The organism is Sphingomonas sp. PSPC2-2 (assembly GCF_049897725.1).
Lineage (GTDB): Bacteria > Pseudomonadota > Alphaproteobacteria > Sphingomonadales > Sphingomonadaceae > Sphingomonas.
Window position 1 is genome coordinate 292,759 of the sequence record NZ_JAFCWU010000005.1, and the last position, 26,923, is coordinate 319,681.

Consider the following 26,923-nt stretch of genomic DNA (forward strand, 5'->3'; position numbering starts at 1 on the left):
GGTCCGGGCGCCGCCGCCCCGCACCGTTGCGCCGCCCGAAAAAACACGCTTGGTATCGAAAAACGGCATAGCCGCGCGTAAGGCTTGCCATGTGCCACCAGCCAGCAGGGGGATTCCCATCGCACGCACCACACCTGTCAACCGGCGCTGGTTGCCGCTGAACGCGCTACGGGCATTCGACGCGGTCGGCCAGCGGCTGAGCTTCACCGCCGGCGCGCAGGCGCTCAACGTCTCGCAAAGCGCGGTGAGCCGCCATGTTATCAGCCTGGAGGAACTGCTCGGCCACAAATTGTTCGATCGTTCGGGCCAGGCGCTGGTGCTGACCGAAGCGGGCAAGGTGCTGCTGCCCGAAGTCGGCAAGGCGTTCGACCGGCTGGAGCAGACGATGAACGCGATCTGCGCCAATCCCGCCGCCAGCCGTCCGATCCGCATCCACATCCCGCCGACGCTGTTGCAGCAAGTGGTGATGCCGATGATCCAGGCCTTCCACGCCGAGCATCCCGACATCCGCATCGATATTTCGAGCTCGCACGCGGTCGGCTTGCCCAGCACCGAGACGGATATGGCGATCGTGTTCGATCGCCCCAATATCGACGATCGCGTCACCGATCTGTTGTGGATGGTGCGCGTCGCCCCGGTGTGCGCTCCGCAGACCGCCGAACGGCACCGGGGCAAGACGCTGGAGCAGTTCCTGGCCGATGCGCCGTTGCTCCACGTCAAGCTGGAGGGGCAGCCGCGCGGACTGTTGTGGAGCGCTTATGCCAATCAGTGTCGCATCGCGCTCGACTCCGACCGTGGCCTTGCCTTCGACGCCAACGCACTGGCGGTCAGCTATGCGATGCAGTCGGATGGTGTGGCGCTCGCCGATATCGACATGTTCGCGCCCGAAATCGCCGCAGGCCAGCTTGTCATTCCCTATGAAGCGGTAATCAACGACGGGTTCGGTTACTATCTGAAACTGCGTGCCGACGATCTGGCCGACCCGACGATCAGCATGGTGCGGAGCTGGCTGATCGCGCACTTCGCCGCGCGAGGCCACGCGAAAGCGTAAGGTCGGCAAACGAAGCGTTTGAAATCGCGATCATTATGAGGGTGTTTCCGCCCACCGCACGCGCGATAGCAAAAAAAGTTCCATAACGCCGATTATCCCGTCCGGTTTTCGCGCGTCGGTATCGTTTTGTTAACGAGGAGATCTCGTTTGCCGATGCCGACCGCGAAACACTTTACGGGAGTCGACACCCGTTTTGCGCGGCCGGGCGGTTGGCGCAGCCTGTCGGGGGGCACCTGCGCAACGGCGAACCGAGCGCGCGCCTTGTCGGCAGTCGCCGCTCTCTCCTCGACCTATTGACCACGCTGACCAGCGCAGGAACGACACATGTTACTCGAATCGCAGGACTATCAAGGCTGGAATTCGCCGTGGGAGCCCAACGCGACCAGCGTCGATCGTGGCCCTTGTGCGTGGACCGTGCTGATTCCCTTTTTCAACGAGCGGAATTTCCTGGACGGGACCTTGGCCAGCCTTGCCGCGCAGGACGTGCCGTTCGAGCTGATTCTGATCGACAATGGCTCAACCGATGGCAGCGGCGATGTTGCGGCGGCGATCTGCCAGCGGCTCGGTCTTTCCTTCACGCTGCGCGTCGATCGCCGTCCAGGCAAGGTGAACGCGCTGCAAAGCGGGATCGAATGCACGCAAACGCCGTTCGTCGCGACGTGCGATGCCGATACGCTGTATCCGACCGATTATCTGCGCAAGGCGCAGCATCTGCTCGAAACGTCGGGTGCAGTGGCAGGCGGTGCCTATTTCGTCACGCCCACCGCGACCGCAGAGGATCACGCCCAGGCGGCGCAGCGCATGGCGCGCGCGGCCAAGCTGCTGCCAGCGCAGTGCCATACCGGCGGGGCGGGGCAAGTGTTCCGTACCGATGCGCTGCGCCGCGCGGGGCAATTTGATGCCAGCCGCTGGGGCTATGTGCTGGAGGATCACGAAATCATGCACCGCATGGCGAAGCTTGGTCGGCTGGCGTATGGCGGTGCTCTGTGGTGCGCGCCGTCACCCCGCGAACGCGATCGGGAATCGATCCGCTGGACGTTGCTGGAACGCGTTCTGTATCATGTGACTCCGAAGCCCGCCCGCGACTGGTTCTTCTACGATTTCCTCGGTCGTCGGCTTGCCGCACGCAAATTGACGAGCGACCGGATTCGCGAACGTCAGTTTTACGCGCAGACGGATTTTGCCAACCGTTCGGCCACACCAGCCTGATCGTCGGTAAATGTATGTGCGCGCTTGCGAAGTGACGCGCGGCGCGCTCTAGACGGCAGAATGCCGTGGCTGCTTCTTCATCGATGACCGAGGCCGGTCTCAAGGCGGTGTTCCTGGCGGAACGGCCGATGTTGTTGCGCTTGCTCGCGGCACGTCTCGGCAATCCCGCCGATGCAGAGGATGCGCTGCAGGATATTTGGCTCAAGCTCGACCAGCACGGCGCGCCGCCCGTCGCCCAGCCGGCCGCCTATCTGTATCGCATGGCTACGAATCTGGCGGCGGATCGGCGGATCGCATCGGCGCGGGCGGGCGCGCGCGACACCGCATGGCTGGAGGTGCAGCCTGCGGCCGAGGAGCATCCCTCGATCGAGCATACCCTGTTGGCGCGCGAGCGGCTTGCGCGACTCGAAGCCGCGCTCGCCGCGATGCCCGAGCGGATGAGCCAGGCCTTGCGCCTGTATCGCGTCGAAAACCTGCCCCAAAAGCAGATCGCCGAGCGGCTTGGCATGACGGTTAGCGGTGTCGAAAAGCTGTTGAGACGGGCTGTTAAAGAAATTCACGCATATAAACTGGCGGGCGAGGCGGAATCGGGCGATGTGTATCGTCTATCCGATGAAGGGGACTCTCATCGTGGCCGTTGAAGACGCGACTATCGTCGACCGCGCCATCGACTGGCATTTGCGCCAGGGCGATATGGGGGAGGCTGACTGGCGCGCTTTCGTCGCCTGGTTGGAGGAAGATCCCGCGCACGCGCAGGCCTTCGACACGGTTGCGCTCGACATGGCGATGTTGTCCGAACGCGCCGATCTTTTTCCCGCGCAACCCATGGTGGTAGCGCCAGTCGTGGTGCGGCCACCGACTCGACGTCTCTGGGCGTGGGTTGGCGGAGGGGCAGCGGTTGCGGCCGCAGCCAGTGTTACGCTGATGGTGGCACCGATCGGGTTCGGCAGTGCGAGCGCCGCCTATGCTGTTGAAACCAAGCCAGGTCAGCGGCAGGATATCGCGCTGAGCGACGGTACGCGGATTGAGCTGAACGGCGCGAGCCGGTTGGTGCTGGACCGCAACAATCCCAGAGTTGCCACGCTCCAGGCGGGCGAGGCGACTTTCCATGTCCGCCATGATCCGCGCGATCCGTTTACGGTGCGATCCGGCACGATGACGGTCCAGGATCTGGGAACCGTCTTCAATGTCGAACGCGATGGCGCGCGGTTTGATGTGCAGGTCGCTGAAGGGTCGGTTTTGTTCCAGCCGCGCCAGCAAGCGGTGACGCTGCGCTCGGGCGCTGCGGTCTCGGCGCGGGAGGATCTTGGCAGCGTGACGGTGATGAAGATCGACGCCGCCAAGGTCGGCAGCTGGCGAAATGGGGTGGTTGCCTTTGGCGGGGAACCGTTCGGGCGTGTCATCACTTCGGTCAGACGGATCGACGGAGTCATCCTTTCGATTGAGCCGAGCTTGTCGCAGCAGCCCTTTACCGGCATGGTCCGCTTCACGGGTGAAGCGGCGCGGGATGTTCCGCACATTGCCGCGCTGGTTGGGGCTGAGTGGCATCACGATGGCGAGCGATGGACCATCTCGCCGAAATAGCCGTAATTTGCTGTGCCTGAACAGAAAAACAAAACGGCTGGGACGTCGCATCGTCGCCTTTGTGTTTTTCGCCAGCATACCGGTTGCAGCGGCCGCCGATTCGCCGCGCGTTGCGGTCCCCGCTGAACCGCTCGACCAGGCATTGACGGCGCTGGCGCGCCAAATCGGCTTCGACATCATTAGCACCGAGCCGGGCCTGGCGCGGGTTCGGACCCGGGGCGTGACCGGCCAGATGCCGCCACGCGAAGCCTTGCGGCGGCTGCTGGATGGCACAGGCTATCGTGCGGTGGCGGTCGATGGCCGCAGCTACCGCATCGTACGGGCTCCGCGACTGGTCCTTCATCCGCGCCTGTTGGCGCGGCGGATTCCGGAACCGGCGTCAGGCGACGACATCATCGTTACCGCGGGCAAGCAGAAATCTACCTTGCTTCGGTTCCCCGGCAGCGTGCTCATGGTCGGCGGGTTTTCTCCGGGTGCATTGGCGGGGCGTCCCATCGATATGGACGAGGTCGCGCGGGGTACGCCGGTCTTGCAGAACACCGAGCTCGGCGTCGGTCGCAACAAGATTTTCATTCGCGGGGTTGCCGACAGCAGCTTCAACGGTGCCACGCAATCCACCGCGAGCATCTATTTCGACGAGGTGCCTCTAGGATATTCCGGGCCGGAGCCCAGCCTCAACCTTTACGATATGAAAGGCGTCGAGGTGCTGGAGGGGCCACAGGGGACCTTGTACGGATCGGGGGCGATCGGCGGGATCATACGGCTGACGCCCAATCCGGTTGATTTGCGGGTGGCCTCGGCTTCGCTGAGCAGCGGTGCGACCGCGACCGAGGGCGGTGGCGGCGGTTTCGATGTTGCTGGTATGGCCAACTTACCGTTGATCGAGGACCGCGTGGGCCTGCGCGTGGTCGGCTATCGGGACCGCGATGGCGGGTTTATCGCAGACCAGACGAGAAAACTTTCGAATATCAACCGCACCGACACGGTTGGCGGACGCGCGACACTCGCGGTCGATCCGGGTGGTGGATGGGGCGTCGAACTGGGTGCGCTAACGCAGCGAATCGACGCCGCAGATGCGCAATATGCCGAGCAGACGGTCGGCCCGCTCGCACGGCGCTCGCTGGCTCAGCCCTATAGCAGCGAGATCAAACTGCTGCGTGGCGTGGTGCGCAAACATTGGGACAACGGGCTCGATCTGATTTCGGCGACGGGCTATGTCGAGTTGCAGACGTCGGACACCTTCGATGCCACCCGCGCGATCGGCAGCAAGGGGCCGACGATCTACACCAACGAACAGTCGAATGTCTTGTTCGTGCAGGAGGCGCGACTGTCGCGCGCGGTGCCGGATCATATCGGCTGGTTGGTCGGCGTCGCGTTCCTGCATGATCGCGATATCCAGGCGCGGGCGCTCGGGCCGCCTGATCAGCCGCTCGATATCATCGGCGTGACCAACATGACCGACAGCCTCTCGGCTTTTGGCGAGGCGAGTTGGCCGGTGTCCTCGCGGCTGACGCTCACCGCCGGTACCCGCTTTACGGCCGCTCGAACCGATGGCGAGCCCTCCGTGCGCCCGCGCAACAACAGCTTCATCAAGGGGCGCGCCACCCGACGCGTCGATCCGACGCTGGGGCTGTCGTGGCTGATCGATAAGCGCACCGCCGTATTCGCGCGACTGCAATCGGGGTATCGCACGGGGGGGCTTGCCGTCGCGACGGGTGTTGGACGCGTTCTCGATTTCCGCTCGGACTCGATTCTTGTCGGCGAGGTCGGGATCCGCAAGCAACGCACCGGTCCGACCGGATTGGAACTTACCACTGCCGTGTCCTATGCGCGCTGGCGCAACATTCAGGCCGATTTATACAATACGCGGGGCCAGCCTTATACCGCCAATGTCGGCAATGCGGACATTGTCGGTTTGGAGGCTGCCGGCGATTGGGCGATCGTGCGCGGGCTGCACGCCAACTTTGCGTTTCTTTACACCTACAATGTCGTCGACGGGCCGCTTGCGCAATTGTCCGTGCGCGCCAATCGCAGATTGCCGGAGACCCCCGCCTTTGCCGGCAATGGGGGGCTGACCTACCGCTGGACGCGAGGCCGATCGTCGACCTTCAGTGCCGGGGTGTCGGGCCGCTATGTCGGGCGGTCGCTACTGGGAACGGGCGACTTCCTGGACGTCAGCCAGGGTAAATATGGGGTGCTTGACGCGCAGATCGGGTGGCATTGGCGCAATCTCGATGTGTCGTTGACTGGCGACAATCTCGCCAATGCGACGGCCAATCGCTTCGCCCTTGGCAATCCGACCATTCTGGCAACGCGGCAGCAAACGACGCCGCTGCGCCCGCGCAATGTTCGGCTGGGGGTATCGATCGCCTGGTAACGTGGTGTCCGCTACAATAGTGCGTGTCGCGCGCCTATTGCGGCCGCGTGGACAGTGGGACGTTGCCGGGGCGGTAGCGTTGCTCGATATGGTTCGCCAGATCGTCGGGGTAGAAATAGACCGGGCGCAGCGCACCCGTTGCATAGCGCGCGGCCTGATCGTTGAAGTGCGGTGAGGCCGGATCGCCGCTCTCTCCGCCTGCAGTCACCGCCCAGGCACGCAGCTTTGGACCGAATTCGACCACTGCGACAAAGCTGTTGCCGCTTGATCCGTAGAGCTTCCTGGTATTGGGATAGGGCTTGGCACCGAATGAAGCGAGGCTCCCCCATTGCGCCGAGGTGAACGGTACGGGGATGCTGGGCCTGGCATCGTCAAAATGTGGGGCGATGGCATCGTCGAGCCGCTGGAATCGATTGATCTTCCCCCAACCGACCCGCCAGTCGCCAAAGTCGCGGTTCAATCGATCTACCGCCTCGCCCAAAGCGGCGAGCTTGCGTTCGGCCGAGACTTGCGTGGCGATCGCTGCAGGCACGTTGATTTGTTCGGATTGGATGAAGCTGCCGACGTCGCGCCACATCTGGCCAGCCCATAGCACGCCAAGCGTCGTCGCCACCGAGTTCGCGCCCCAGCGATAGTCCCATGCCTTCAGTGTCGCGATCGGCTCGGCGAGTTTGGCGCGGCGCGGGTCTTTGCTCGGCAGCGTGTCATACGCCTTTACGAGTGGCGGAATCAGTTCGGCAAAGGCCGGCAAGTAGCTGTCATACGCCGCCGCGATCAGGCGCTGCGGTGTAAAGTCGCGATGCCCGGTGAGTAGCAGGTCGGCATGGACGCCGCGCTGGTTCGGGCCGAATTGATCCATGTAGCGCGGATAGTCCTTTGCCTTGGGGCTGTCCGGCCCGGCGGCGCTCCACGGCCAGTCATTGGTGTTGCGCACCCAGCCGATGCCGGGATTGATCGCATTGGGGAGCGACGCGACCGTGTGCAGGCCATTCCAGTCGGTCGCCGGGTCGGCCCCATCGACCGCATGGGTGTAATCAAAGCGATCGTCGCGCACGGGTACGAATTGCGGGTGGAGATAGGCGATTTCGCCCTTGGCATCGGCGAACAGCGTGTCGTTGGACGAATTGGCCTGGCGTTCGGCGACCTGCATGTAGCTGGTGAGATCGTGCGCCTTGGTGCGCAGCCAGCTTTGCTCGAGCGCGGGCACCGGCTTCGACATCAACGCCTCTGCAATCCATTTGCCGCCGCGTTCGGCAACGATCGGACCGTGGTGTGAGGCATAGGTCGTGAAGCTGCGCGACGCGAGCGTTCCGTCCGGCAGGCGATAGGCGAGGGTGATCGGTTTGGTTCGGTACGGGCGGACATCCTTGCCATAGACATAGAAGCGCCCGAAGCGCGTCAACGCGGTTTGTTCGGTAAATTCATCGACATTGTCGACGCCGGACGAGGTGTGCATCCACCCGGCCTGTTCGTTGAAGCCCTGATAGATGAAGAACTGCCCCCAGGTGGAGGCACCATAAGCGTTGAGCCCCTCGCCGCTGGTCATTTGCAATTCTGACCGGAAATAGAAGCTGGTGTGCGGGTTGATCAGCAGCAGTGCGTGGCCGTCCACGGTGTTTTTGGGGGCGATGGCGATGCCGTTCGATCCGCGCGGCTCGCGCGGCACCGGGCCCGCGTCTTCCGCCGCAACGGCGATCCTCTGTCCGCCATAGAAAGCGGCGAGCTCCGCCAGCGAAATGCGTTCGATATCGCCACCGATGCTGCCCTCGGTGAAGGACAGCGCCATCCACGGCTCAAAGTGCGTCAGCACCTTGGGATGCACTTGCGGATGGGTCGCCAGATAATAGTTCAGCCCGTCGGCCCAGGCTGTCATCAGCCGTTGCAACCAGTCTGGGCTGGCGCGGTATTGCGCCTGCAGATCGACCGGATCGACATAGAGCCGCTGGCGCAAATCGGCCCAGATCGCCCCTTCGCCTTCCGCTTCCGCAGTGCGACCGAGGGCGGTCAGGTAGTTGGCTTCGATGCGGCTGAAATCGTCCTCCGCTTGCGCATAGGTCGCGCCGAACACGGCATCGGCGTCGCTTTGGCCCACGACATGGGCGATGCCCCATGTGTCTCGGGTGATCGTGACGCGCGCGGCTTGCTCCTGCCAGTGCGCCTGGTCGCTCGGCGCAGGTGCCGCAGCGGTGACGAGGAAAGCGGTCGCTGCGAACAGCGCGCGGGCGGATCGGGCGGTGGTCATGCGAGGGAGGCTATCGGGCATTATGCGCGACGACAATCACCGTGTGGGGGCGAGAGATGTTTCAAATGGGTGGTCGAACCGCTTGCTGGGCGCGGCGCGTGGGTATCGTTGCGGACGACATCCGATTTGGTAAATGCGCCCGAGTAGCGGTAGCCTGTAATAATAGTGAAGTTTATCAGGTATATACCAAAATCAATTGGGTATTTTACGGATGCTCTATTGCATTGGCGCACCGTCGTTCTCATTTCTACACACGATTACGAGCAGGCCTGCCGGAGAAGCGGGCTGCGTGGCGGGGGTGCATTCAGACCATGATGCTCGTAGGGATCAAAGCGCCGATGATACCAATGCTTGGCCGTATGGGCTTGATCCCGTTTGCGACCGCGATTGTGGCCTTGTCCGCCTGTTCGTCAAAGGCACCGCCGCCACCGCCAACCCCGCAGGTCAGCGTAGCATTGCCGCTGCAACGCGATGTCGTCGACTGGGATGAATATGTCGGTCGGTTCGAGGCGATTCAGGACGTTCAACTGCTCCCACGCGTGTCCGGCACCATCGACCGGATCTTTTTTGCCAACGGTCAGCGCGTGCGGGCCGGTGAGGCGCTGTTCACGATCGACCCACGCCCTTATGTCGCAGCACTGGCGCAAGCGCGCGCTCAGGTTGCCAAGGCGCAGGCCGCGCTGACCAATGCGCAATCCGAATTGGCGCGCGCGGACAAGCTGTTGGCCGCCGAAGCGATCAGCAAGGAAGAATATGAGACCAAGCTTGCCGCGGTGCGCACCGCGCAGGCCGATTTGGGCGCTGGCCGCGCCAATGTGACGACGGCTGAGCTCAATCTTGGTTTCACCACGGTCCGTTCGCCGATCACCGGCGTCGTTTCGGATCGCCGCGTGAGTAAGGGCAATTATGCAACGGCGGCGACGACGGTGCTGACGCGCGTCGTATCCACCGATCCGATCTGGTTCTCCTTCGAAGGCGCGGAGAGCTTTTACCTGAAATATCTGCGCCAGGCCAAAACGGGCGAGCGCGGCTCCTCTCGCAACACCCCCAATCCGGTCGAGGTGCAGCTCGGCGACGAGAAGGGGTATCGCTGGCATGGGCGCATGGAGTTCGTCGATAATGCTATCGATCCCAATTCGGGCACCATCCGCGCGCATGCCGTTATCGCCAATCCCGATGGTTTCTTGACGCCGGGGCTGTTCGGTCGCGCGCGTTTGCTCGGCTCAGGCCATTATCACGCGATGCTGGTGCCCGATGAGGCGATTCTCACCGACCAGACCCGCAAGCTGATTTACGTCGTTGGCCAGGATGGCAAAGTCGTCGCGCGTCCGGTTGAAACCGGCCCGCAAGTGGAAGGGTTGCGCGTCGTCAAATCCGGCCTCGCACCGACCGAGCATGTCGTGATCGACGGCATTACGACGTTGCAACCGGGCATGGCGGTGAAGCAGAATTTGGTGAAGATGCGGCCAAAGGCGGCCGATACAGCGCCGCAATCCACCCAGGAAACAGCCCCGCCCGCTTCTGACGCAACCGCCAATTAAGGCCCCGCGCCCGTGAAATTTCCCCACTTCTTCATAGATCGACCGATCTTCGCGGCGGTGCTGTCGATCCTGATCGTCGTGTTCGGCGTGATCGTGTATCCGTCCTTGCCGGTCGCGCAATATCCGCAGATCGCGCCGCCAACCGTGGTGGTGAGCGCGACCTTCCCCGGCGCGAATGCGGAAACGCTCGCCGAAACCGTCGCCGCGCCGCTCGAGGAATCGATCAACGGCGTTGAGAACATGATCTACATGTCCTCCTCGGCCACCGGGGACGGGTCGCTGGCGATTACCGTGACGTTCAAGCAAGGCACCAATGTCGATCAGGCACAGGTGCTGGTGCAGAACCGCGTCTCGACTGCGGAACCGCGCCTGCCCAACGAAGTCCGCCAGATCGGTGTGACGGTGCGCAAGAACTCGCCCGACATCCTGCTGGTGGTCGCGCTGACATCGCCCGACGGGTCGTTGAACGAATCCTACGTGTCGAATTATGCGACCACGCAAATCATCGACCGGATCTCGCGCATTCCCGGTGTCGGTGGCGTCCGCAGCTTCGGCGGTCGCGATTACAATATGCGGCTGTGGATCGATCCCGATCGCGCCGCCGCGCGCAATCTGACGGTCGATGAAATCGTCGCCGCTGTCAGCGCCCAGAACGTGCAGGTTGCCGCCGGTGCGGTGGGTGCTCCGCCGTTCAACCAAGGCGGCACCGCCTTCCAGCTTGGCATCCAGGCGACGGGGCGACTGACCACGCCCGATCAGTTCGGCGAAATCATCATAAAGCGCGACACGCAGGGGCGGCTGACGCGGCTGCGCGATGTCGCGCGGATCGAGCTGGGCGCGCAGGACTACACGATCAACGCCGCGCTCAACGGCAAGCACATGACCGCGCTCGGCATCACGCAATTGCCCGGATCGAATGCATTGAGCACGGCCGAAGCGGTGAAGGCCGAAGTCGCCCGTGCCGCGAAGAGCTTCCCGCCCGGCCTGAGCTATTCGATCCCGTATAATCCCACGGAATATATCCAGGCGTCGATCGAGGCGGTCGAGCATACGCTGGTCGAGGCGCTGGTGCTGGTCGCGCTGGTGGTTTTGCTGTTCCTGCAAAGTTGGCGCGCGGCGATCATCCCGATCGTGGCGATCCCGGTTTCGTTGATCGGCAGCTTGGCCGTGCTGGGCGGTTTCGGGTTCAGCCTCAACAACCTGTCGCTGTTCGGGATGGTGCTGGCGATCGGCATCGTGGTCGACGACGCGATCGTGGTGGTCGAGAATATCGAACGCTTGATGGAGGAGGAGGGGCTCTCGCCCCGCGAGGCCGCGCACAAGACGATGGACGAAGTGTCGGGCGCGCTGATCGCGATCGCGCTGGTGCTGTGCGGCGTGTTCATTCCGACCAGCTTCATTCCCGGCATTTCGGGGCAATTCTATCAGCAGTTCGCGCTGACGATCGTGTCGGCGACGGCAATCTCGGCGTTTGTGTCGTTGACGCTGTCGCCCGCCTTCGCGGCGATGGTGCTCAAGCCAAAGCATGACGAGGAGCCTAAGCCGGGTTGGCGGGGGTGGGGCACGCGCTTTGCCCGTGGATTCAATCGCGGCTTCGATTGGCTCGGTCGGAACTTCGGCAAGTTCACCGCGCGCGCTGTTCGCAGTCTCGCGATCGTCGGAATCGCTTATGTTATCCTGATCTGTCTCGCCGGATGGCGTTTTACCGCGACCGCGACTGGCTTCATTCCGGCGCAGGATCAGGGGTATTTGATCGTCGCGGCGCAATTGCCGCCGGGATCGTCGCTGCAAAGGACGACCGAATTGATCCAGCGCGCGAGCGATATCGCGCGCAAGAACCCGGCAACGCGCGACACGGTCGCCTTTTCCGGCCTCGACGGTGCCACCTTCTCGACCGCCTCGAATGGCGGCGCGATGTTCATCACCCTGAAGCCCCGCGCGGATCGCGCCGATGCAACCCTTATCGCCAACCAGATGCGGCAAGCCTTCGCACCGCTTTCGGGCGGTTTGCTGTTGGTCATCCCGCCACCGCCCGTCGCCGGCATCGGCACGGGCGGCGGCTGGAAAATGCTGATCGAGGATCGCTCCAACCTCGGTTACAAGGCGTTGGAGGGGGCCGCATTCGCAATGATGATGAAGGCCAATCAGACGCCGGGCATTACCTCAGCCTTCACTACCTTCAACACCCGCACTCCACGCCTGTTCGCCGATATCGATCGCGAGCGGGCCGAGCAGATAGGCGTGCCGGTTTCGAACGTGTTTTCGACGCTCGGCACCTATCTCGGTTCGGCGTACATCAACGACTTCAACTATCTGGGGCGCACCTACCGGGTGACCGCGCAGGCCGACGCGCCGTATCGCGACCAGATTTCGGATGTCGGGCACCTGCGCACCCGATCGGCAGCCGGAAACATGGTGCCGCTCGACGCGGTGATGACGCTCCGCAACGATAGCGGCCCGTACCGCGTGGTACGCTACAACCTCTATCCCTCGGCCGAACTGCAGGGCGACACGGTGCCCGGTTATTCCTCGGGGCAGAGCTTGCAGACGATGGCACGGCTGGCCGATCAGATCCTGCCCAAGGGCATGAGCTACGAATGGACCGAAATCGCCTTCCAGCAAACGCAGGCGGGCAATACCGGCTCGCTGGTGTTCGGTTTGGCGGTGTTGTTCGTATTCCTGCTGTTGGCGGCCAATTATGAAAGCCTGGTGCTGCCCTTCGCCGTCATCCTGATCGTCCCGATGTGCCTGTTGGCGGCGATCGTGGGGGTGAACATCATGGGGATGGACAATAACATCCTGACGCAGATCGGCTTGGTCGTGCTGATCGGGCTTGCGGCGAAGAACGCGATCCTGATCGTCGAGTTTGCCCGCGCGAACGAAGATCAAGGGATGGAATTGCACGCGGCGGCCGAACACGCCGCCGAGCAGCGCTTGCGCCCGATCGTGATGACCTCGATTGCCTTCATCCTCGGCGTGTTACCGCTGGTGATCAGTTCGGGACCTGGTTCGGAAATGCGTAAGGCACTGGGCGTGGCGGTGTTCTTCGGGATGATTGGCGTGACGACCTTTGGCCTGCTGTTCACGCCGAGCTTCTACGTCATCAGCCGCAAGGGGGGCGATTGGGTTGCCAGCAAGCTCCGCCGCAAGCCGCGTGTGGCGACGGCGGGCGACCATGTAGAGGGTAATCCAGCATGACCCGCATGGTGCGTATCCTCGGGCTGACGCTGCCCGCGCTGGCATTGTCGGCCTGCGTCGTCGGCCCCAATTACAGTCGCCCGACCACGCCCGTTGCCGCCAGCGGCGGTGGCTTCGTCGAAGCGCGCGCCGGTGCGGCAGTCGCAGCAACACCGCTGCCCGAGCATTGGTGGCGGCTCTATGACGATCCATCGGTCGACCGGCTGGTAACCGAGGCGCTGGCACACAATACCGATATCCGCGTCGCCGCCGCCAATCTGGAGCGCGCGCGCGCGGTTTTGTCCGAACAGACGGGCGCGCGGCTACCGACCACCAGCCCGAGTGCGCAATATAGCCGCCAACAGGCCAATAGCGCGAGCGCCGCAGCCTTTGGCGGCGCTGCCGCCGCGCCGCAGACTTTTCGGTTCGATAGCTTCAAGCTGGGCTTCGATGCGTCATATGAGGTCGACCTGTTTGGCGGCGTGACGCGGGCGATCGAGGCAGCGCGCGGCGATGCGCAGGCGGCGCAGGCGCAGCTGGATGCGGCGCGCGTGTCGGTCGCCGCCGAAACCGCGCGGGCCTATGCCAGCGCCTGCAGCAACGCCGCGCAGCGTGCCGTCGCGGTCGAGACGGTCGCGTTGCAGCAGCGTACGCTGGGACTGACGCAAACGCTCTTCACTGCCGGGCGTGGCACGCGGCGCGATGTGGAGCGCGCCGATGTCTTGCTTGCGCAGACGCAGGCGAGCATTCCGGGCTTTGAGGCCGAACGCCGCGCGTCGCTTTATGCGCTGGCGGTGTTGACCGGTTTGCCGCCCGAACAAATCGATGCCGCTGCCGATGCCTGCAAGACACCTCCGACAATGCACACCGTGGTGCCGGTTGGCGATGGTGCTGCGCTGATCGCGCGCCGTCCCGATGTGCGCGCCGCCGAGCGTACCCTTGCGGCAGACACGGCGCGGGTCGGGGTGGCGGTGGCCGATCTCTATCCCAAGATATCGTTGCTGGGCAGCATTGGCCTCAACGCCACCCGTGGCAGCCAGGTGTTCAAGAGCAGCGCGGTCAATTATTCGTTCGGGCCGCTTATTTCGTGGAGCTTCCCCAACCAGACCGTTGCGCGCGCAAAGATCCGGGAGGCGCGCGCCGGAGCCGATGCCAGCCTTGCGACATTCGATGGCAAGGTGCTCGGCGCGCTGAGCGAAGTGGAGCAAGCGCTCGCGCGCTATGCCGGGGCGCTGGAGCGCAACGCCGCTTTGCGCCGTGCCGAAGCGGCAAGCACTTCGGCGGCGAAGCTGTCGCAAGTGCGGTTCAATTATGGGGCGGACAGTTTCCTGCTGCTGATCGAGGCCGAGCGCGACCGCGCCGATGCGCGTGCCGCTCTGGCACAATCGGATGCGGCGGTCGCCGATGCGCAGATCAGCCTGTTCAAGGCGCTGGGCGGTGGCTGGGAAGACGCGCCTGCGCCAACCCGGCGGGAGGCCGCAGCCCAATAATGCGCACGCTTCGCAGTGCCCTGTTCATGCCGGCGTCGAACGCCCGCGCGATCGAGAAGGCGCGGGGCCTGGCCTGCGATGCCGTGATTCTCGATCTGGAGGACGCCGTCGCGCCCGAGGCCAAAGCGAGCGCCCGTATTCAGGCGATGCAAGCGGCGGCGGATGGCGGGTTTGGCACGCGGACGTTGGCGCTGCGGATCAACGCACTCGATAGCGAATGGGGCATCGCCGATTGTGAGGCTGCGCGTGACGCCGGGTTCGACGCGATCGTTCTGCCCAAGGTGTCGCACCCCGATGATCTGTCGGCAGCGCGCGCACTGCTCGGCGACGTTCCGCTGTGGGCGATGATCGAGACGTGCGCGGCGATGCTCGCATTGCCTGCGATCGCCGCGACGCGTGGGCTGGGCTGTCTGATCGCGGGTACTAACGATCTGGCCAAGGACATGCGCTGCACCCCGGGTGCCGACCGCCTGCCGCTGCTGCCGCATCTGACCGCCATCGTGACGGCGGCCCGCGCGCATGGCCTGATCGCGCTCGACGGGGTGTCGAATGTGCTGGCCGAGACGCCCGAACTGGCGGCGGAATGCGCGCAGGGGGCGGCGTTCGGTTTCGATGGCAAGACGCTGATCCACCCGGCGCAAATCGCGCTCGCCAACCGCGCCTTCGCGCCGTCGGCCGAGCGCGTTGCATGGGCGGAGGCGGTGATCGCGGCCTTTGCGCAGCCGGAAAACGCCGACAAAGGCGCGATCCGCGTCCAGGGCGAGATGGTCGAGCGGTTGCACCTGAGCGAAGCCGAGCGGATCGTCGCGCTCGCACGCTGAGCGGCCCCGGCGCAACCGCCTTTGTCCCTTCTTCGTGGCTTTGTGCCTTTGTGCGAGAAAAGGCTCGCACGAAGACACAAAGCCACGAAGATAGAAGAAGAGTTATTTGCCGAGCACGCGCCCGGCCACCGCATCCAGCATCGCCAGTACGCCCGGATCGCGCGACGCGGGGGCGGTGATCAGCGCGTGGTCGAGCACGGTGTCGAGCGGGGAGGGCGTGCGCTCGCTTGGCAGGGCTGCGACCAAAGCCGCCAACGCCTTGCGCGCGATTTCGCCGTTCGCGCCCATTTGCTTGATGACTTCGGCCACTTCGACGAACGCGGCTTCCTCGCGCCAGCAATCATAGTCGGTGACCATTCCGATCAGCGCATAGGGCATCTCCGCTTCGCGGGCGAGCTTGGCTTCGGGCATTGCGGTCATGCCGATCACGTCGGCACCCCATTGGCGGTAGAGCAGGCTTTCCGCGCGGCTGGAGAATTGCGGGCCTTCCATCGCCAGATAGGTGGCACCCTTGGTCACTGCGCCGCCCGCTGCCGCGACCGCTTCCGCCGCATAGCCCGACAGGCGCGGGCACACCGGTTCGGCCATCGACACATGCGCGACCATGCCGGTGCCAAAGAAGCTGGATGCGCGCGCGACGGTGCGATCGATGAACTGATCGACCACGACAAAATGCCCTGGCGGCAGTTCCTCGCGCAGCGACCCGATCGACGAAATGGCGATGATGTCGGTGCAACCGCTGCGCTTCAGCGCGTCGATATTGGCGCGGAAGTTGAGCTCCGACGGGCTGATGCGATGCCCGCGTCCGTGGCGCGGCAGAAAGACGAGTTCGACGTCGCCGATCGACCCGAACAGCAATTCGTCCGACGGCTGCCCCCATGGCGTATCGACGCGGTGCCAGCGCGGATTGTGCAAGGCATCGATCGCGTACAGGCCCGATCCGCCGATGACGCCCAGTTTCCACTTTCCGCTCATGCGGGTTTCCCTTCCTGTGATTCCAGCCGTGCCAGCCACGCTTGCGCTTGCTTTGGTTCGCCGACGGCGTGTGCCGATACGGGGCCGCGCGATGCAACAAAATCCGCGTGGAGCGCAAAGGGCGGCATCGATAATTGTTCGCGCAGTTGATCGGCGGTTTCGCCCAATTCGGTCAGTTCCAGCACCGTCGGGGCCGCCTTGGCGGCGTGAGCCCGGTCTTTGGTGTGGCCGAACAAGCCCCACTGGCCCGCCGCCGTCCGCTGCAGCGCGGCGAGCAGCAGCGTGCGATATTCGGTTTCGATTTCGGCGCGACGGTCGTCGAGCCGGGCGAGGCGGTCTGCTTTTGCCATGGCTCAGACGACCGTCATGTCGCTTTGATAATGATGCCAGGCGAAGATCGCGGCGGCCCCACGGTGCGGACGCCACGGCTCGGCCAGGTCACGCACCAGCTTCTCGCTTGGGCGCGCCTCGTGGCCGAGGATACGGCCAATTTCAATTTGCACCGCCAGGTCGCCCGCCGGCCAGATGTCGGTCCGGCCTTCTGCGAACAGCAGATAGATTTCGGCGGACCAGCGCCCGATGCCCTTGACCGCGACCAGCTTGGCGATGGCTTCCTCGTCATCCGCAGGCAGATGGTGCAGATCGAGTTCGCCGCTCGCCACCAACGCCGCGAGGCTGCGCGCATAACCCGCTTTCTGGCGCGACAGGCCCGCCTCGCGCAGCGTCTCGTCGGTTGCGCCAGTGATATTGGCCGGGTTGTCGAGCGAGCCGACCAGCCCCTCCAGCTTGTTCCACACACTTTGCGCGGCCTTGGTGCTGACCTGTTGCCCGATGATCGTGCGCAGCAGCGTGGCATAGCCGCGCTCGCGCAGACGCGGTTCGGGATAGCCGACCCGGGCGAGTGCGGCCGCAAAGGCGGGTTCCCGCTCCGCCAGCGCGTCCAGCGCGGTTTTCAACTGATCGGCGCTGAGGCCCATGCGGTGATACCTTGATCGGGGCCGCATCTGGCGGCATGGCGGTGGAGACAGTCGCTATCGCAAAGGAACGTTCATGCCCAAGCTTATCGTCGTGACCCGCGAAGGGGAAGAACGCGAGCTCGCCGGTGAGGCCGGTCTTTCTGTGATGGAAGTCATTCGGGACGCGGGGATCGATGAAATTCTGGCGCTGTGCGGCGGCTGCTGTTCATGCGCGACCTGCCACGTTCATGTCGACCCGGACTTTGCGGCCAAACTGCCCAAGATGAGCGAAGACGAGAACGATCTGCTCGATTCCTCGGCCGACCGCGACGCGACCTCGCGCCTGTCGTGCCAGATCGAACTGACCGATGCGCTGGACGGGTTGAAGGTCCGCATCGCCGCCGAGGATTGAGGCGACAAGCGGGCGGCGCGGTCGCCGCCCGTACCCTCTATTTGAAGCGTAACACCGCCGTCGGTGCATCCTTGGTGGTCGGTGTCGCTTTCCACGTCACGGTCTTGCGCGTGCCCGTCGTCACCGCGCCGTCTTCCTGATTCTGGCTGACGATCTCGGCATCGGTATCGAGCGTGAAGGTGCCGTCGAGCTGGCTTGTCGGCCCCTTGTCGGTCATGCCGCCTGCCAGCCCCTTGCTGGCGTCGCTTTGATTGGCATAGCCCGGTGCCTTGATCCGCACCGTATTGTTCGCCCGCACTTCCAGCGCGATGAACGGAAACAGCACCTCCGCGTCCAGATTATACGGCCACAGAAAGCCGCGATCGAGCGTGCCGGAAATGGCATAATCGATGCTGAACTTGCCGTCGCCGAGATAGGTCACCTTGCGATAGCCAATTTCCTTGGCGAGCGTCGCGGCGATCGCGCGGTTCTTGGCATCGGTTGCGGTCTTGTCATCGGTTTCGGCGGGCTTGGTGTCCTTCGGGACCGGTTTCTGCTTAGCGATTTTCTGGAGCGTGGGCTCTTCATCGTCGGTGGCGGCGGGGTCGGTCCCCTTGGCATCGCCGTCGCCGCCATCCTTCATACCCTTGGCGAACTCGCCGCCCAGATCGACCGCGATCACCTCCCCGACATAGGTGAAGGTGAAGTGCCGGTCGGCGTCGATCCGCAAGCTCGACACGAACGTGCCGGGGGTCAGCACGCAGCTGGCCAAGGCAAAGGGCAAGAGCAGCACGCCGAGCAGCTTTGGTGTCAGCCGCCGCGCGAGACGTGCCGCCATGTCGAACCTCCCGTTCAGCGTGACGCCACCGCGTACAGCGCGATGGCCGCTGCGTTCGACACGTTCAGGCTTTCAACCTTATGGGAGATCGGCAAACGCGCAAGCTCGTCGCAATGCGATGCCGTATTCTGCCGCATCCCTTCGCCCTCGGCACCCAGCACCAGCGCGACGCGCTGCGTGCCCATCGCCTGGGTTAAGGTCTGCGTGGCCTCGCCGGTCAGCCCGACGCGCCAGAAACCGGCTTCAGCGATCTCCTCGAGCGCGCGCGCGAGGTTGACCACACGCACCCATGGCACGATTTCGAGCGCACCCGAGGCCGCCCGCGCGATCGTGCCCGATTCGGGTGGCGCATGCCGGTCGGGCGTGACGATGCCGAGCGCATCGAACGCGGCGGCCGAGCGCATGATCGCGCCGACATTGTGCGGGTCGGTCACCTGGTCGAGCACCAGCAACGGGCGCTGGTCGCCTTCGCCCTGCTGCAGCAAATCGCCGAGCCACATATCCTCCAGCGGATCGACCTCAGCCACCAGCCCCTGATGCGGGGCATCGCCCGGCACCAGCCGTGCGAGATCGGCAACATCGGCATAGACGATCGGGATCACCGGCGGGATGTCGAGGCTGGCGGCGGCCTCACGCGTCACCCAGAGTTTGCGCACTACCCGTTCGGGGTTGGCGAGTGCTGCGGTGACGGCGTGGCGTCCCCAAAAACGGGGGCGACCGGCAGGGGCCTGTGACGGGCGATGTCCACGGCGAGCCATCAGTTGGTCTCCACGATCGAAGCGCGCAGCGCGCGCGCAGTAAGCATAAGGTCAAAGGCAAGCGGTACAGACACGGGTTTATTCATCCTCGTCGGAATAAGCGAAAGGCTCGGTCACCGCCGGTTTGGTCGGCAAGGGCGGGCGGGGCAGGGCCTTTTCGGCATTGGCGGCATTGACCAGGAACGACGCGAGAATGGTCGAGGCCTGGCGCATGTCATTGCCCTTCAAATGGTCGAAGGTGTCGATGCTGGAATGGTGGACGCGGCTGTCATAGTCGAGCGGATCCTGGATGAACTGGAAGCCGGGCGCGCCGACCGCCTGCATGAAGACATGGTCTGTGCCGCCGGTGGTGCGGATCACCACGTCCTTCGCCCCCATCGGGCCGAACGGGGCGAGCCACTCGCGGAAGATCGGCACCACCGCCGGATTGTTCTCGGCATAGATGCCGCGCACCTTGCCCGAGCCATTGTCGAGGTTGAAATACGCGGCCAGCTCGCCCCAGCCGGGCTTTGGCGTGATCGGCCAACGGTTGGACCAGCCCATGTACAGCGCAAGCCCGGTCTGTTTCGGGTCGCTCGGGTTGCCACGCGTGGCGAGGTGGCTTTCGACATAAGAAAGCGAGCCGAGCAAGCCCTGCTCCTCGCCCGCCCACAAGGCGAAGCGGATCGTGCGCTTGGGGCGGATGCCGGTTTTGGCGATGATCCGCGCGGCTTCCATCACCATTGCCGAGCCGGCACCATTGTCGGCAGCACCATCGCCCGCGACCCACGAATCGAGATGGGCACCGGCCATCACATAACCGGCCTTGGGATCGGAACCGGGGATTTCGGCGATGACGTTATAGGCGCGCGTGTCGCTATCGTCGAAGCGCACGTCGCTGTTGATCTCCACTGTCGGTGCAGGGCCGATCTTGGCGAGGCGGGCAAGGCGGCGATAATCCTCCGCTGCGATCTGAACTGCGGGCAGCGACGGCGTATCGCCGACCCCGAAGGTGTAGCCCTCGCCGCTGACGAGTTTGCCGTCGCGATACGCCATCGTCGCCATTGCGACCGCCCCCTCGCTCTTCAGGAAGGCATCGAGCTTCTTCGCAAAATCGAGGCGCTTCAGGCGGCGGTCGGCGGCTTCGGGATTGTAGGTGGGCTGTTGATATTGGTCGAGCTTGCCAAGTTCTTCGCCGGTATAGCGCTGGAAGGGAGCCTCGCCCGGTTCGGAGCCAGTGTTGGGCAGCGTGACCATGACGATCTTGCCCGACAGCTTGCCGCGCCACTTGTCGAAATCGCGCACGCGTGAAATCGGCGCGACGATGACCGGTGCCGCAATCGGCCCGTTGGTGCCGGGCGTCCACGCAATGGGGATCGCGGTGAGCTGGATCGGGCGCGGGGTCAGCATCTTCACGCTGGAACTGACGATGGACCAGCCGCGACCGAAATCGAAGCCTTCCTTGTGGACGTTCTTCAGCCCCCATTCGGTGAACTTCGCCTGGGTCCAGGTCTCCGCCGTGCGCATCGCGGGGGAATTGGTCATGCGCGGGCCGATCACGTCGGCGAGATGTTCTGCGGTCAGCATCACTTCGCTATGGGCAATGCCCTCGTCGATGATTCGCGTGGTTTGCGTGCGATCAACCGACTGGCCGAGCGCGGGCGCGGTGACGAGCGCTGCGCAGGTGGCAAGAAGCAAGACACGACGCATGATGAAACCCCCAACGAAAAATGACTGTGTCCGCGTGGGTATGCGCGGCGCGAGGCGCGTGCAAGGTCGCTCTTGTCGCAATGTGGTTGACCTTAGCCGTTGACAGGGGCGCATGTGGTCGGCATTGGCACGCCTCGCTTTTTTTGAAGCGACCATCCTTTCCCAAAGGATGCGCGCCTGGGGACAGGTGGCCGAGTGGTTAAAGGCAGCAGACTGTAAATCTGCCCGTGCAAGCGTACGCTGGTTCGAATCCAGCCCTGTCCACCAACCTTCTTGCCGGAAGGAAGCAAGCGATGAACTCGGTTTACACCGCGCTCGGCACCACCATTTTCGAAGCGATGTCGGCGCGTGCTCGGGCGACCGGCGCGATCAATCTTGGCCAGGGTTTCCCCGACGGGCGCGGCCCCGAGGATGTGCTCGCCGAAGCGGCGCGCGCGCTGATCGAGGAGTCGAACCAATATCCGCCGATGGCAGGCACGCCCGCGCTGCGGCAGGCGGTGGCGGACCATTACCGCGTGCATCAGGGGCTCGATCTCGATCCGAGCGAGGTAATCGTTACGTCTGGTGCGACCGAGGCGCTGGCAGCGGCGATCTTCGCTTTGGTGTCGCCGGGCGACGAAGTGGTGATGTTCCAGCCGCTCTACGACGCCTATCTGCCGCTAGTGCAGCGCGCCGGGGGCGTGGCGAAGCTGGTTCGGCTCGAGCCGCCTGAATGGCGCATCACCGCCGATGCGTTGGCGGCGGTGGCCAGCGACCGGACGCGGTTGGTGCTGCTCAATTCGCCGCTCAACCCGACGGGTACGATGATCGCGCCCGATGAACTCGCGTTGCTCGCCGATTTCTGTGTGAGCCATGATGCGATCGCGATCTGCGATGAAGTGTGGGAGCATGTCGTGTTCGACGGGCGGCACCACCGCTCGCTGATGGCGCAGCCCGGGATGCGGGCTCGCACGGTCAAGATCGGTTCGGCCGGCAAGATCTTCTCGCTGACGGGGTGGAAGGTCGGCTGGATGTGCGCCGCGCCCGCGATCTCCTCGGTGCTGGCCAAGGCGCATCAGTTCCTGACCTTCACCACGCCCCCCAATTTGCAGGCGGCGGCGGCGTTCGGGCTGTGCAAAAATATCGGGTATTTCGAGGACATGCGCGCGGGCTATCAGCGCTCGCGCGATCGTCTGGCGGCGGGGTTGACCGGACTCGGTTATAGCGTGCTGCCGAGTGCGGCGACCTATTTCCTCAATATCGACCTGATCGCCTCGGGCGTCGACATGGACGATGTCCTGTTCGCGCGCTGGCTGCTGGAGGAGGCGGGAGTGGCGACGATCCCGGTGTCTGCCTTTTATGCCGAGGACGCGGTACGGAGCGTCGTGCGACTGTGCTTCGCCAAGCAGGACGCGACGCTGGATGCTGCGCTGGAACGGATGGCGCGGCGACCGTGATGCGCTCGCGTCAAATCGTTTTCAGTAGCCCCCGCTCGGTCAGGTAGCCCGTCACCAGCCGCGCGGGCGTCACGTCGAAGGCCGGGTTCGCGGTGCCGGAGGCGGTGACGCGGATGCGCCCGCCTTCCCCTGCGACATGGGTCACTTCGTCGCCCGAGCGCTCCTCGATCGGAATGTCCGCCCCCGTCGCGGTGCTTGCGTCGAAGGTGGTGTAGGGCAAAGCGACATAGAAGGGCACGCCATTGTCCCGGGCGGCGAGCGCTTTCAGATAGGTGCCGATCTTGTTGCAAACATCGCCATTGGCGGTCACGCGGTCGGTGCCCACAATGACGGCATCGACCTGGCCCGTCATCATCAAATGGCCACCGGCATTGTCGGCGATCACGGTGTGCGGCACGCCATGCCCGGCAAGTTCAAAGGCGGTGAGCAACGCGCCCTGATTGCGCGGGCGCGTCTCGTCGACCCAGACATGCACCGGAATGCCGGCGTCATGCGCCAGATAGATGGGCGCGGTGGCGGTGCCGTAATCGACCGTCGCCAGCCACCCGGCATTGCAATGCGTCAGGATGTTGAGCGGACGATCGGGGTGCTTCGCATGAAGCGCGCGGAACAGCGCGAGGCCGTGTTCGCCGATCGCCTGGTTCAGCGCGACATCCTCGTCGCAAATGGCATCGGCGCGCGCGAACGCGGCTTGGGCACGGTCAGTGGCGGGGAGGGGGCGTACCGTCTCCATAACCTGATCGAGCGCCCATTTCAGATTGACCGCAGTCGGGCGCGAGTCGAGCAACAACGTGTAGGCCGCATCAAGCGCGCCGTCCGATCCGTCCTCCGCCAGTGCCATCGCCAGCCCATAGGCTGCGGTCGCACCGATCAGTGGCGCGCCGCGCGTCCACATCTCCCGGATTGCCCGCTCGGCATCGCGCGCTGAGCGGAGTTCGACCCATTTCACGGTCCACGGCAGTTCGCGCTGGTCAAGAATGCGCGCGCCGGCACCATCGGCGGTGCGCGTGATCGAGCGTTGATGCGTGCCTTGGAGGATCATCGCGGGTCCTTAAAAGAGATCGTCGAAGGTGATGATATCCCCGCCGTCGCCCGAGCGATCGATCAGTCGCGCGTTCATCCCCGCACCGCGTGCTGCTGCGATTTCCTCGGGCGTGTCCGACAGGAACAGCACCTCGCCCGGCGACATCCCGATCGCCGCGGCGATCCTGGCATAGGAGGAGGCCTCACGCTTCGGCCCGGTGGTGGTGTCGAAATAGCCCGAAAAGAGCGGGGTCAGATCACCTGCCTCACTATGTCCGAAAAGCAGTTTCTGCGCGGGCACTGAGCCGGACGAAAAGACGTAGAGCTTGATCCCCGCCGCGTGCCAGCGATGCAAGCCTGCGGCCGCATCGGGATAGATATGCCCGGTAAAAGCGCCGGAGGCATAGCCATCGGCCCAGATCATGCCTTGCAGCGCCTTGAGCGGGGTCGCCTTTCGATCTTCATCGATCCAGCGCAGCAGCGTGGCGACCGCGTCGCCGGGTTCGCTGGCGGCGACTTCGGCCAGGATCGGCGCGGTTTCCGCCGGGTGCGCCGCAATATAGTCGGCCAGGCGTGTACGGGCATACGGAAACAACACCTCCGCGACGAAGGCGATGCTTGACGTGGTGCCCTCGATATCGGTGAGGATCGCCTTCACGCGGTTGCGGGTTCCAGGCGCGGGAAGCGCTCGGCAATGTCGCTGCCGGTAAAGGCGGCGACCCAGCCATCGGGGTTCACGAACAGCCGGATCGCGGTAAAGCGCGGGGCTGCCCCCATATCGAACCAATGCCGCATCCCGGCTGGCACCGAGATCAAATCCCCCGCGCAGCACAGCATGTTGAACACGCGCCCGTCATGGTGGAGCGTGAACAGCCCTTCGCCGTCGATGAAGAAGCGCACTTCATCCTCGCCATGCGTGTGTTCGGACAGGAATTTTTCGCGCAGCGTCGCGCGGTCGGGATGATCGGGCGCGATCCGCGCGACATCGATCGACTGATAGCCGCCCTCTGCCGTCAGCCGCGCCACTTCGTCCGCATAGACCGTGAGCACATCGCTGTCGGTTGTGACGGGCTTGAGCGGCCAGCGTTCGAAGCGGACTCCCGCCTGCTGCAGTGTCGCCTCGATCTCAGCAGCGTCGGTGGTGTCGAGCAGCGGCGTCGCGGCATCATCCTCGGCAAAGACTTGCAGGCGGCTCATCGAAAGCTCCTTTCGGCCAGTTCGGCGGCGATCATCCATTCCACCGCCTCGATCACGCGCTCGGCCTCGGCCATGTCCTGGCCCCAGCCATACAAACCGTGGCTGCGGATGAGATAGGCCGGGATTGCACCCGGTGCCAGCAGGCGAGGGGTGATTGCCGCGTCGAGCACGGCCATGTCCTGGCTGTTGTCGACGATCGGCAGCACCGCCGATGTCTCATGCGTCACGATGCCGGGCAGGGCCTTCAGCATTTCGTGGCCGGTAAGGGTATATCCATCGCCTGGCGTCGCGCGGCTGAGGCCTACTGCGGTGGCCGAGTGGCTGTGCAGTATTGCGCCGCATGCGGGAAACAGACGGTATAGCGTCAGGTGCAGCGCGGTTTCGGCGGAGGGTTTCTTTCCGTCGAGCGACACGCCTTCGGCATCCACGCGCATCACATCGTCACGCGTCAGGCGTCCCTTGTGGCGACCGGATACGGTGACGGCGAAGCTGCCGTCGTCCAGCCGCGCCGAATAATTGCCCGATGTCGCGGGAGCCCAGCCTTTGCCATCAAGCCAGCGCCCGACCGCGACGATCGCGTCCTGCGCCTTGGGAAAGGAGATTGCGGTCATGCCTGTGCCGGGACACGGGCTGGAGCGGGTAACGGGAATCGAACCCGTGTATTCAGCTTGGAAGGCTGCTGTACTACCATTGTACTATACCCGCTAAGCCCAGCAATTCCGCCATTCTGTGGCGTCTCGTCAGACTGCGTTCCGACATTCCGATTGTCGGAATTCCGACAATCCGCGTCGATGCGCGTTTGCGATAGCGTGCACATGGCGTTGACGCAAGCCGCGCGGCTGGGGGTGCTGGTCACGCACTCGCCCCGTTGCGCTTGGCATTGCGCGCGTCGCGTTCGGCGCTCATCATGATCGCGCGCGCGGCCATGCCGGTGGTGCGCGGCATGTACACCTCCAGAATGCGCTTCGTTTCGTCGAGACTGTGGCCGGTGATCGCGGCGATCAGTTGATCGGCCAAGCCCAGCTCTCCAAGCACGACGACACAGGTGCGGCGGAAATCGCGGAATTGCAGATCCAGCAAATCGGCGGACAATTCGGCAAGGCCGTCGCGCTTTGCCTTGTCCGCTGCGCTCTGGCGGAGTTCGGCGAAGCGACGCTGGAAATACATCGCCCGGCTGCGGCGCTCCTTATTGTCGCCGCTGGTCCACGTCTTATTGTCGCGCTCGTCATACAGGAGCGTCGCAATGCCGACCGCACGCGCCCGCTCGATCGCGGCCTCGATGCGCGTGCGCTCATCAGCGACCACGGGCACCTCGATCCAGACCCTCGTCTTTCCCTGGCGCAGGCGAATGCCCATGACGCGCCCGTCGGGGGCCATGGCAGCCAAAGAGGCAAATACCTCCGCATCGAGCTTGTAGGACGGGATTTCGACATATTGCGTCTGGAGCGTGCGCAGCAAATCGCCTTCGCGTTGGCCGATCTTCCAGCCCAACAGCATGGCCAGCGCCATATTCGGCTCCCCGGCATCGTCTGCAGCGGCGAGCAAGGCCGCACGCGCCTCGGGACTTGCCACCTGCTGGCGCGGTGGCGGAGCGGGCAAATCGAAATCAAGCGCCGGGTTGGTCTCGATCCATTTCTTGCTCTTGGCATAGGCGCACAGCGTTCGCAGCACGCGCAGCGTGCCATGTGCCGTAGTGAGCCGAACGACACCCTTTTTGGGGACGAGCAGCGCATCGCGGAACACCGCGACATTGTCTGGCGTGATCGCCGCGATCGGCTCCGATCCTGCCCAGGCGGAAATCGCCTTCAACTTGCTGTCATATTCGATGCGGGTGTTTTCGCCGATGAACCGGTCATCGCCAAAGCGGCCGCCCTTCTTCACGCGCGGATAGCCATCGGCCTTATACTGGGCGATGACATGATCGACGGTGGCGCGCGCGACGAACTTGGCGATGGCGCGCGGTTTGGCACCGCCGGTGCGCCAGTTGGCGACTTCCTCGTTGCGCTTCTTCGCTGCGGCGATCGCGGCCTCGATGTCGCGGCCAAGCGCCTGGCTCTTCCATCCCGCCTTGCTGAGCGTGGGCGATGGCGTCCAATAATAGCGCGTGCCCGTGGCGGTTTTCTTGGCGACCAGACCGGGAACGGAGATTTTCATGGTGGCGGGCCCTC

23 protein-coding genes and 2 tRNA genes are annotated in these 26,923 nt (G+C 64.4%); 12 read left to right on the forward strand and 13 right to left on the reverse strand.

Features of this window, described 5'->3' with window-relative positions:
• Positions 1–91 precede the first annotated feature (91 nt).
• From ACP7BY_RS11600 to ACP7BY_RS11620, 5 genes are all read left to right on the forward strand, one after another.
• A complete protein-coding gene (locus ACP7BY_RS11600) occupies positions 92–1,051 on the forward strand; it encodes a LysR family transcriptional regulator (protein ID WP_249340872.1) in 960 nt (319 codons plus the stop codon).
• A gap of 324 nt (positions 1,052–1,375) precedes the next feature.
• Positions 1,376–2,260, forward strand: a complete 885-nt coding sequence (locus ACP7BY_RS11605; protein WP_171010558.1) for a glycosyltransferase — start codon at positions 1,376–1,378, stop codon at positions 2,258–2,260.
• An 83-nt stretch (positions 2,261–2,343) separates the two neighbouring features.
• Positions 2,344–2,901, forward strand: a complete 558-nt coding sequence (locus ACP7BY_RS11610) for an RNA polymerase sigma factor (protein WP_033965017.1) — start codon at positions 2,344–2,346, stop codon at positions 2,899–2,901.
• Positions 2,891–3,844 (forward strand): FecR family protein, encoded by a 954-nt coding sequence (locus ACP7BY_RS11615; RefSeq protein ID WP_137902998.1) that lies wholly within the window; start codon positions 2,891–2,893, stop codon positions 3,842–3,844. Before ACP7BY_RS11610 ends, ACP7BY_RS11615 begins: the two co-directional genes overlap by 11 nt.
• Positions 3,813–6,221, forward strand: a complete 2,409-nt coding sequence (locus ACP7BY_RS11620; RefSeq protein WP_405053304.1) for a TonB-dependent receptor domain-containing protein — start codon at positions 3,813–3,815, stop codon at positions 6,219–6,221. The genes ACP7BY_RS11615 and ACP7BY_RS11620 overlap by 32 nt, the downstream gene beginning before the upstream one ends.
• A 34-nt stretch (positions 6,222–6,255) precedes the next feature.
• Here the strand turns inward: ACP7BY_RS11620 and ACP7BY_RS11625 are convergent, their stop codons facing one another.
• Complete coding sequence (locus ACP7BY_RS11625; RefSeq protein WP_033965020.1) at positions 6,256–8,463, reverse strand: penicillin acylase family protein; 2,208 nt, start codon at positions 8,461–8,463, stop codon at positions 6,256–6,258.
• Positions 8,464–8,801: 338 nt separating this feature from the next.
• Here ACP7BY_RS11625 and ACP7BY_RS11630 point away from each other — a divergent pair, with 338 nt between their 5' ends.
• Genes ACP7BY_RS11630 through ACP7BY_RS11645 form a run of 4 tightly spaced genes read left to right on the forward strand, consistent with a single transcriptional unit; the run spans position 8,802 to position 15,492 of the window.
• A complete protein-coding gene (locus ACP7BY_RS11630; protein WP_249340871.1) occupies positions 8,802–10,004 on the forward strand; it encodes an efflux RND transporter periplasmic adaptor subunit in 1,203 nt (400 codons plus the stop codon).
• Positions 10,005–10,016: 12 nt separating this feature from the next.
• Complete coding sequence (locus ACP7BY_RS11635; RefSeq protein WP_137902996.1) at positions 10,017–13,202, forward strand: efflux RND transporter permease subunit; 3,186 nt, start codon at positions 10,017–10,019, stop codon at positions 13,200–13,202.
• Positions 13,199–14,671 (forward strand): efflux transporter outer membrane subunit, encoded by a 1,473-nt coding sequence (locus ACP7BY_RS11640; RefSeq protein WP_033965022.1) that lies wholly within the window; start codon positions 13,199–13,201, stop codon positions 14,669–14,671. Before ACP7BY_RS11635 ends, ACP7BY_RS11640 begins: the two co-directional genes overlap by 4 nt.
• Positions 14,671–15,492, forward strand: coding sequence for an HpcH/HpaI aldolase/citrate lyase family protein (locus tag ACP7BY_RS11645; RefSeq protein WP_033965023.1), 822 nt, complete (start codon positions 14,671–14,673; stop codon positions 15,490–15,492). Before ACP7BY_RS11640 ends, ACP7BY_RS11645 begins: the two co-directional genes overlap by 1 nt.
• Before the next feature lie 102 nt (positions 15,493–15,594).
• Here ACP7BY_RS11645 and ACP7BY_RS11650 read toward each other — a convergent pair whose 3' ends face one another.
• Genes ACP7BY_RS11650 through ACP7BY_RS11660 form a run of 3 tightly spaced genes read right to left on the reverse strand, consistent with a single transcriptional unit; the run spans position 15,595 to position 17,444 of the window.
• The gene (locus tag ACP7BY_RS11650; protein ID WP_033965666.1) at positions 15,595–16,467 is read right to left on the reverse strand and encodes an S-methyl-5'-thioadenosine phosphorylase; all 873 of its coding nucleotides are present in this window, start codon (positions 16,465–16,467) and stop codon (positions 15,595–15,597) included.
• Positions 16,464–16,817 (reverse strand): hypothetical protein, encoded by a 354-nt coding sequence (locus ACP7BY_RS11655; protein WP_033965665.1) that lies wholly within the window; start codon positions 16,815–16,817, stop codon positions 16,464–16,466. The genes ACP7BY_RS11650 and ACP7BY_RS11655 overlap by 4 nt, the downstream gene beginning before the upstream one ends.
• Positions 16,818–16,820: 3 nt before the next feature.
• Positions 16,821–17,444, reverse strand: coding sequence for a DNA-3-methyladenine glycosylase family protein (locus tag ACP7BY_RS11660; RefSeq protein WP_033965664.1), 624 nt, complete (start codon positions 17,442–17,444; stop codon positions 16,821–16,823).
• A 73-nt stretch (positions 17,445–17,517) separates the two neighbouring features.
• Here ACP7BY_RS11660 and ACP7BY_RS11665 point away from each other — a divergent pair, with 73 nt between their 5' ends.
• Positions 17,518–17,835 carry a 2Fe-2S iron-sulfur cluster-binding protein gene (locus tag ACP7BY_RS11665; protein WP_033965663.1) on the forward strand — a complete coding sequence of 106 codons (318 nt, stop codon included), beginning with the start codon at positions 17,518–17,520 and terminating at the stop codon, positions 17,833–17,835.
• A gap of 37 nt (positions 17,836–17,872) precedes the next feature.
• Here the strand turns inward: ACP7BY_RS11665 and ACP7BY_RS11670 are convergent, their stop codons facing one another.
• From ACP7BY_RS11670 to ACP7BY_RS11680, 3 genes are all read right to left on the reverse strand, one after another.
• Complete coding sequence (locus tag ACP7BY_RS11670) at positions 17,873–18,652, reverse strand: hypothetical protein (protein ID WP_249340870.1); 780 nt, start codon at positions 18,650–18,652, stop codon at positions 17,873–17,875.
• 14 nt (positions 18,653–18,666) lie between these two features.
• Positions 18,667–19,410 carry a 23S rRNA (guanosine(2251)-2'-O)-methyltransferase RlmB gene (rlmB, locus tag ACP7BY_RS11675; RefSeq protein WP_033965662.1) on the reverse strand — a complete coding sequence of 248 codons (744 nt, stop codon included), beginning with the start codon at positions 19,408–19,410 and terminating at the stop codon, positions 18,667–18,669.
• A gap of 78 nt (positions 19,411–19,488) precedes the next feature.
• Entirely contained in the window at positions 19,489–21,099 is a 1,611-nt protein-coding gene (locus tag ACP7BY_RS11680) for a M20/M25/M40 family metallo-hydrolase (RefSeq protein ID WP_033965661.1), read from the reverse strand.
• 181 nt (positions 21,100–21,280) lie between these two features.
• On the opposite strand from ACP7BY_RS11680, the gene ACP7BY_RS11685 reads away from it, so the two are divergent.
• Both ACP7BY_RS11685 and ACP7BY_RS11690 read left to right on the forward strand, forming a co-directional pair.
• Positions 21,281–21,366 (forward strand) — tRNA-Tyr (locus ACP7BY_RS11685).
• Between the two features lie 26 nt (positions 21,367–21,392).
• Positions 21,393–22,535, forward strand: a complete 1,143-nt coding sequence (locus ACP7BY_RS11690; protein WP_033965660.1) for an aminotransferase — start codon at positions 21,393–21,395, stop codon at positions 22,533–22,535.
• A gap of 10 nt (positions 22,536–22,545) precedes the next feature.
• Here the strand turns inward: ACP7BY_RS11690 and mtnA are convergent, their stop codons facing one another.
• The 6 genes from mtnA to ACP7BY_RS11720 form a co-directional block, all read right to left on the reverse strand.
• Positions 22,546–23,577 carry an S-methyl-5-thioribose-1-phosphate isomerase gene (mtnA, locus tag ACP7BY_RS11695; protein WP_137902995.1) on the reverse strand — a complete coding sequence of 344 codons (1,032 nt, stop codon included), beginning with the start codon at positions 23,575–23,577 and terminating at the stop codon, positions 22,546–22,548.
• A gap of 9 nt (positions 23,578–23,586) precedes the next feature.
• Positions 23,587–24,216: an acireductone synthase gene (gene mtnC, locus ACP7BY_RS11700; protein ID WP_033965659.1), complete on the reverse strand. Its 630-nt coding sequence runs from the start codon at positions 24,214–24,216 to the stop codon at positions 23,587–23,589.
• Positions 24,213–24,755 carry a 1,2-dihydroxy-3-keto-5-methylthiopentene dioxygenase gene (locus ACP7BY_RS11705; protein ID WP_033965658.1) on the reverse strand — a complete coding sequence of 181 codons (543 nt, stop codon included), beginning with the start codon at positions 24,753–24,755 and terminating at the stop codon, positions 24,213–24,215. The genes mtnC and ACP7BY_RS11705 overlap by 4 nt, the downstream gene beginning before the upstream one ends.
• Positions 24,752–25,366: a methylthioribulose 1-phosphate dehydratase gene (locus tag ACP7BY_RS11710; RefSeq protein WP_137902994.1), complete on the reverse strand. Its 615-nt coding sequence runs from the start codon at positions 25,364–25,366 to the stop codon at positions 24,752–24,754. The genes ACP7BY_RS11705 and ACP7BY_RS11710 overlap by 4 nt, the downstream gene beginning before the upstream one ends.
• A gap of 20 nt (positions 25,367–25,386) precedes the next feature.
• Positions 25,387–25,460, reverse strand: a tRNA-Gly gene (locus tag ACP7BY_RS11715).
• A gap of 147 nt (positions 25,461–25,607) precedes the next feature.
• Positions 25,608–26,909 carry a hypothetical protein gene (locus ACP7BY_RS11720; protein WP_033965657.1) on the reverse strand — a complete coding sequence of 434 codons (1,302 nt, stop codon included), beginning with the start codon at positions 26,907–26,909 and terminating at the stop codon, positions 25,608–25,610.
• Positions 26,910–26,923: the final 14 nt, after the last annotated feature.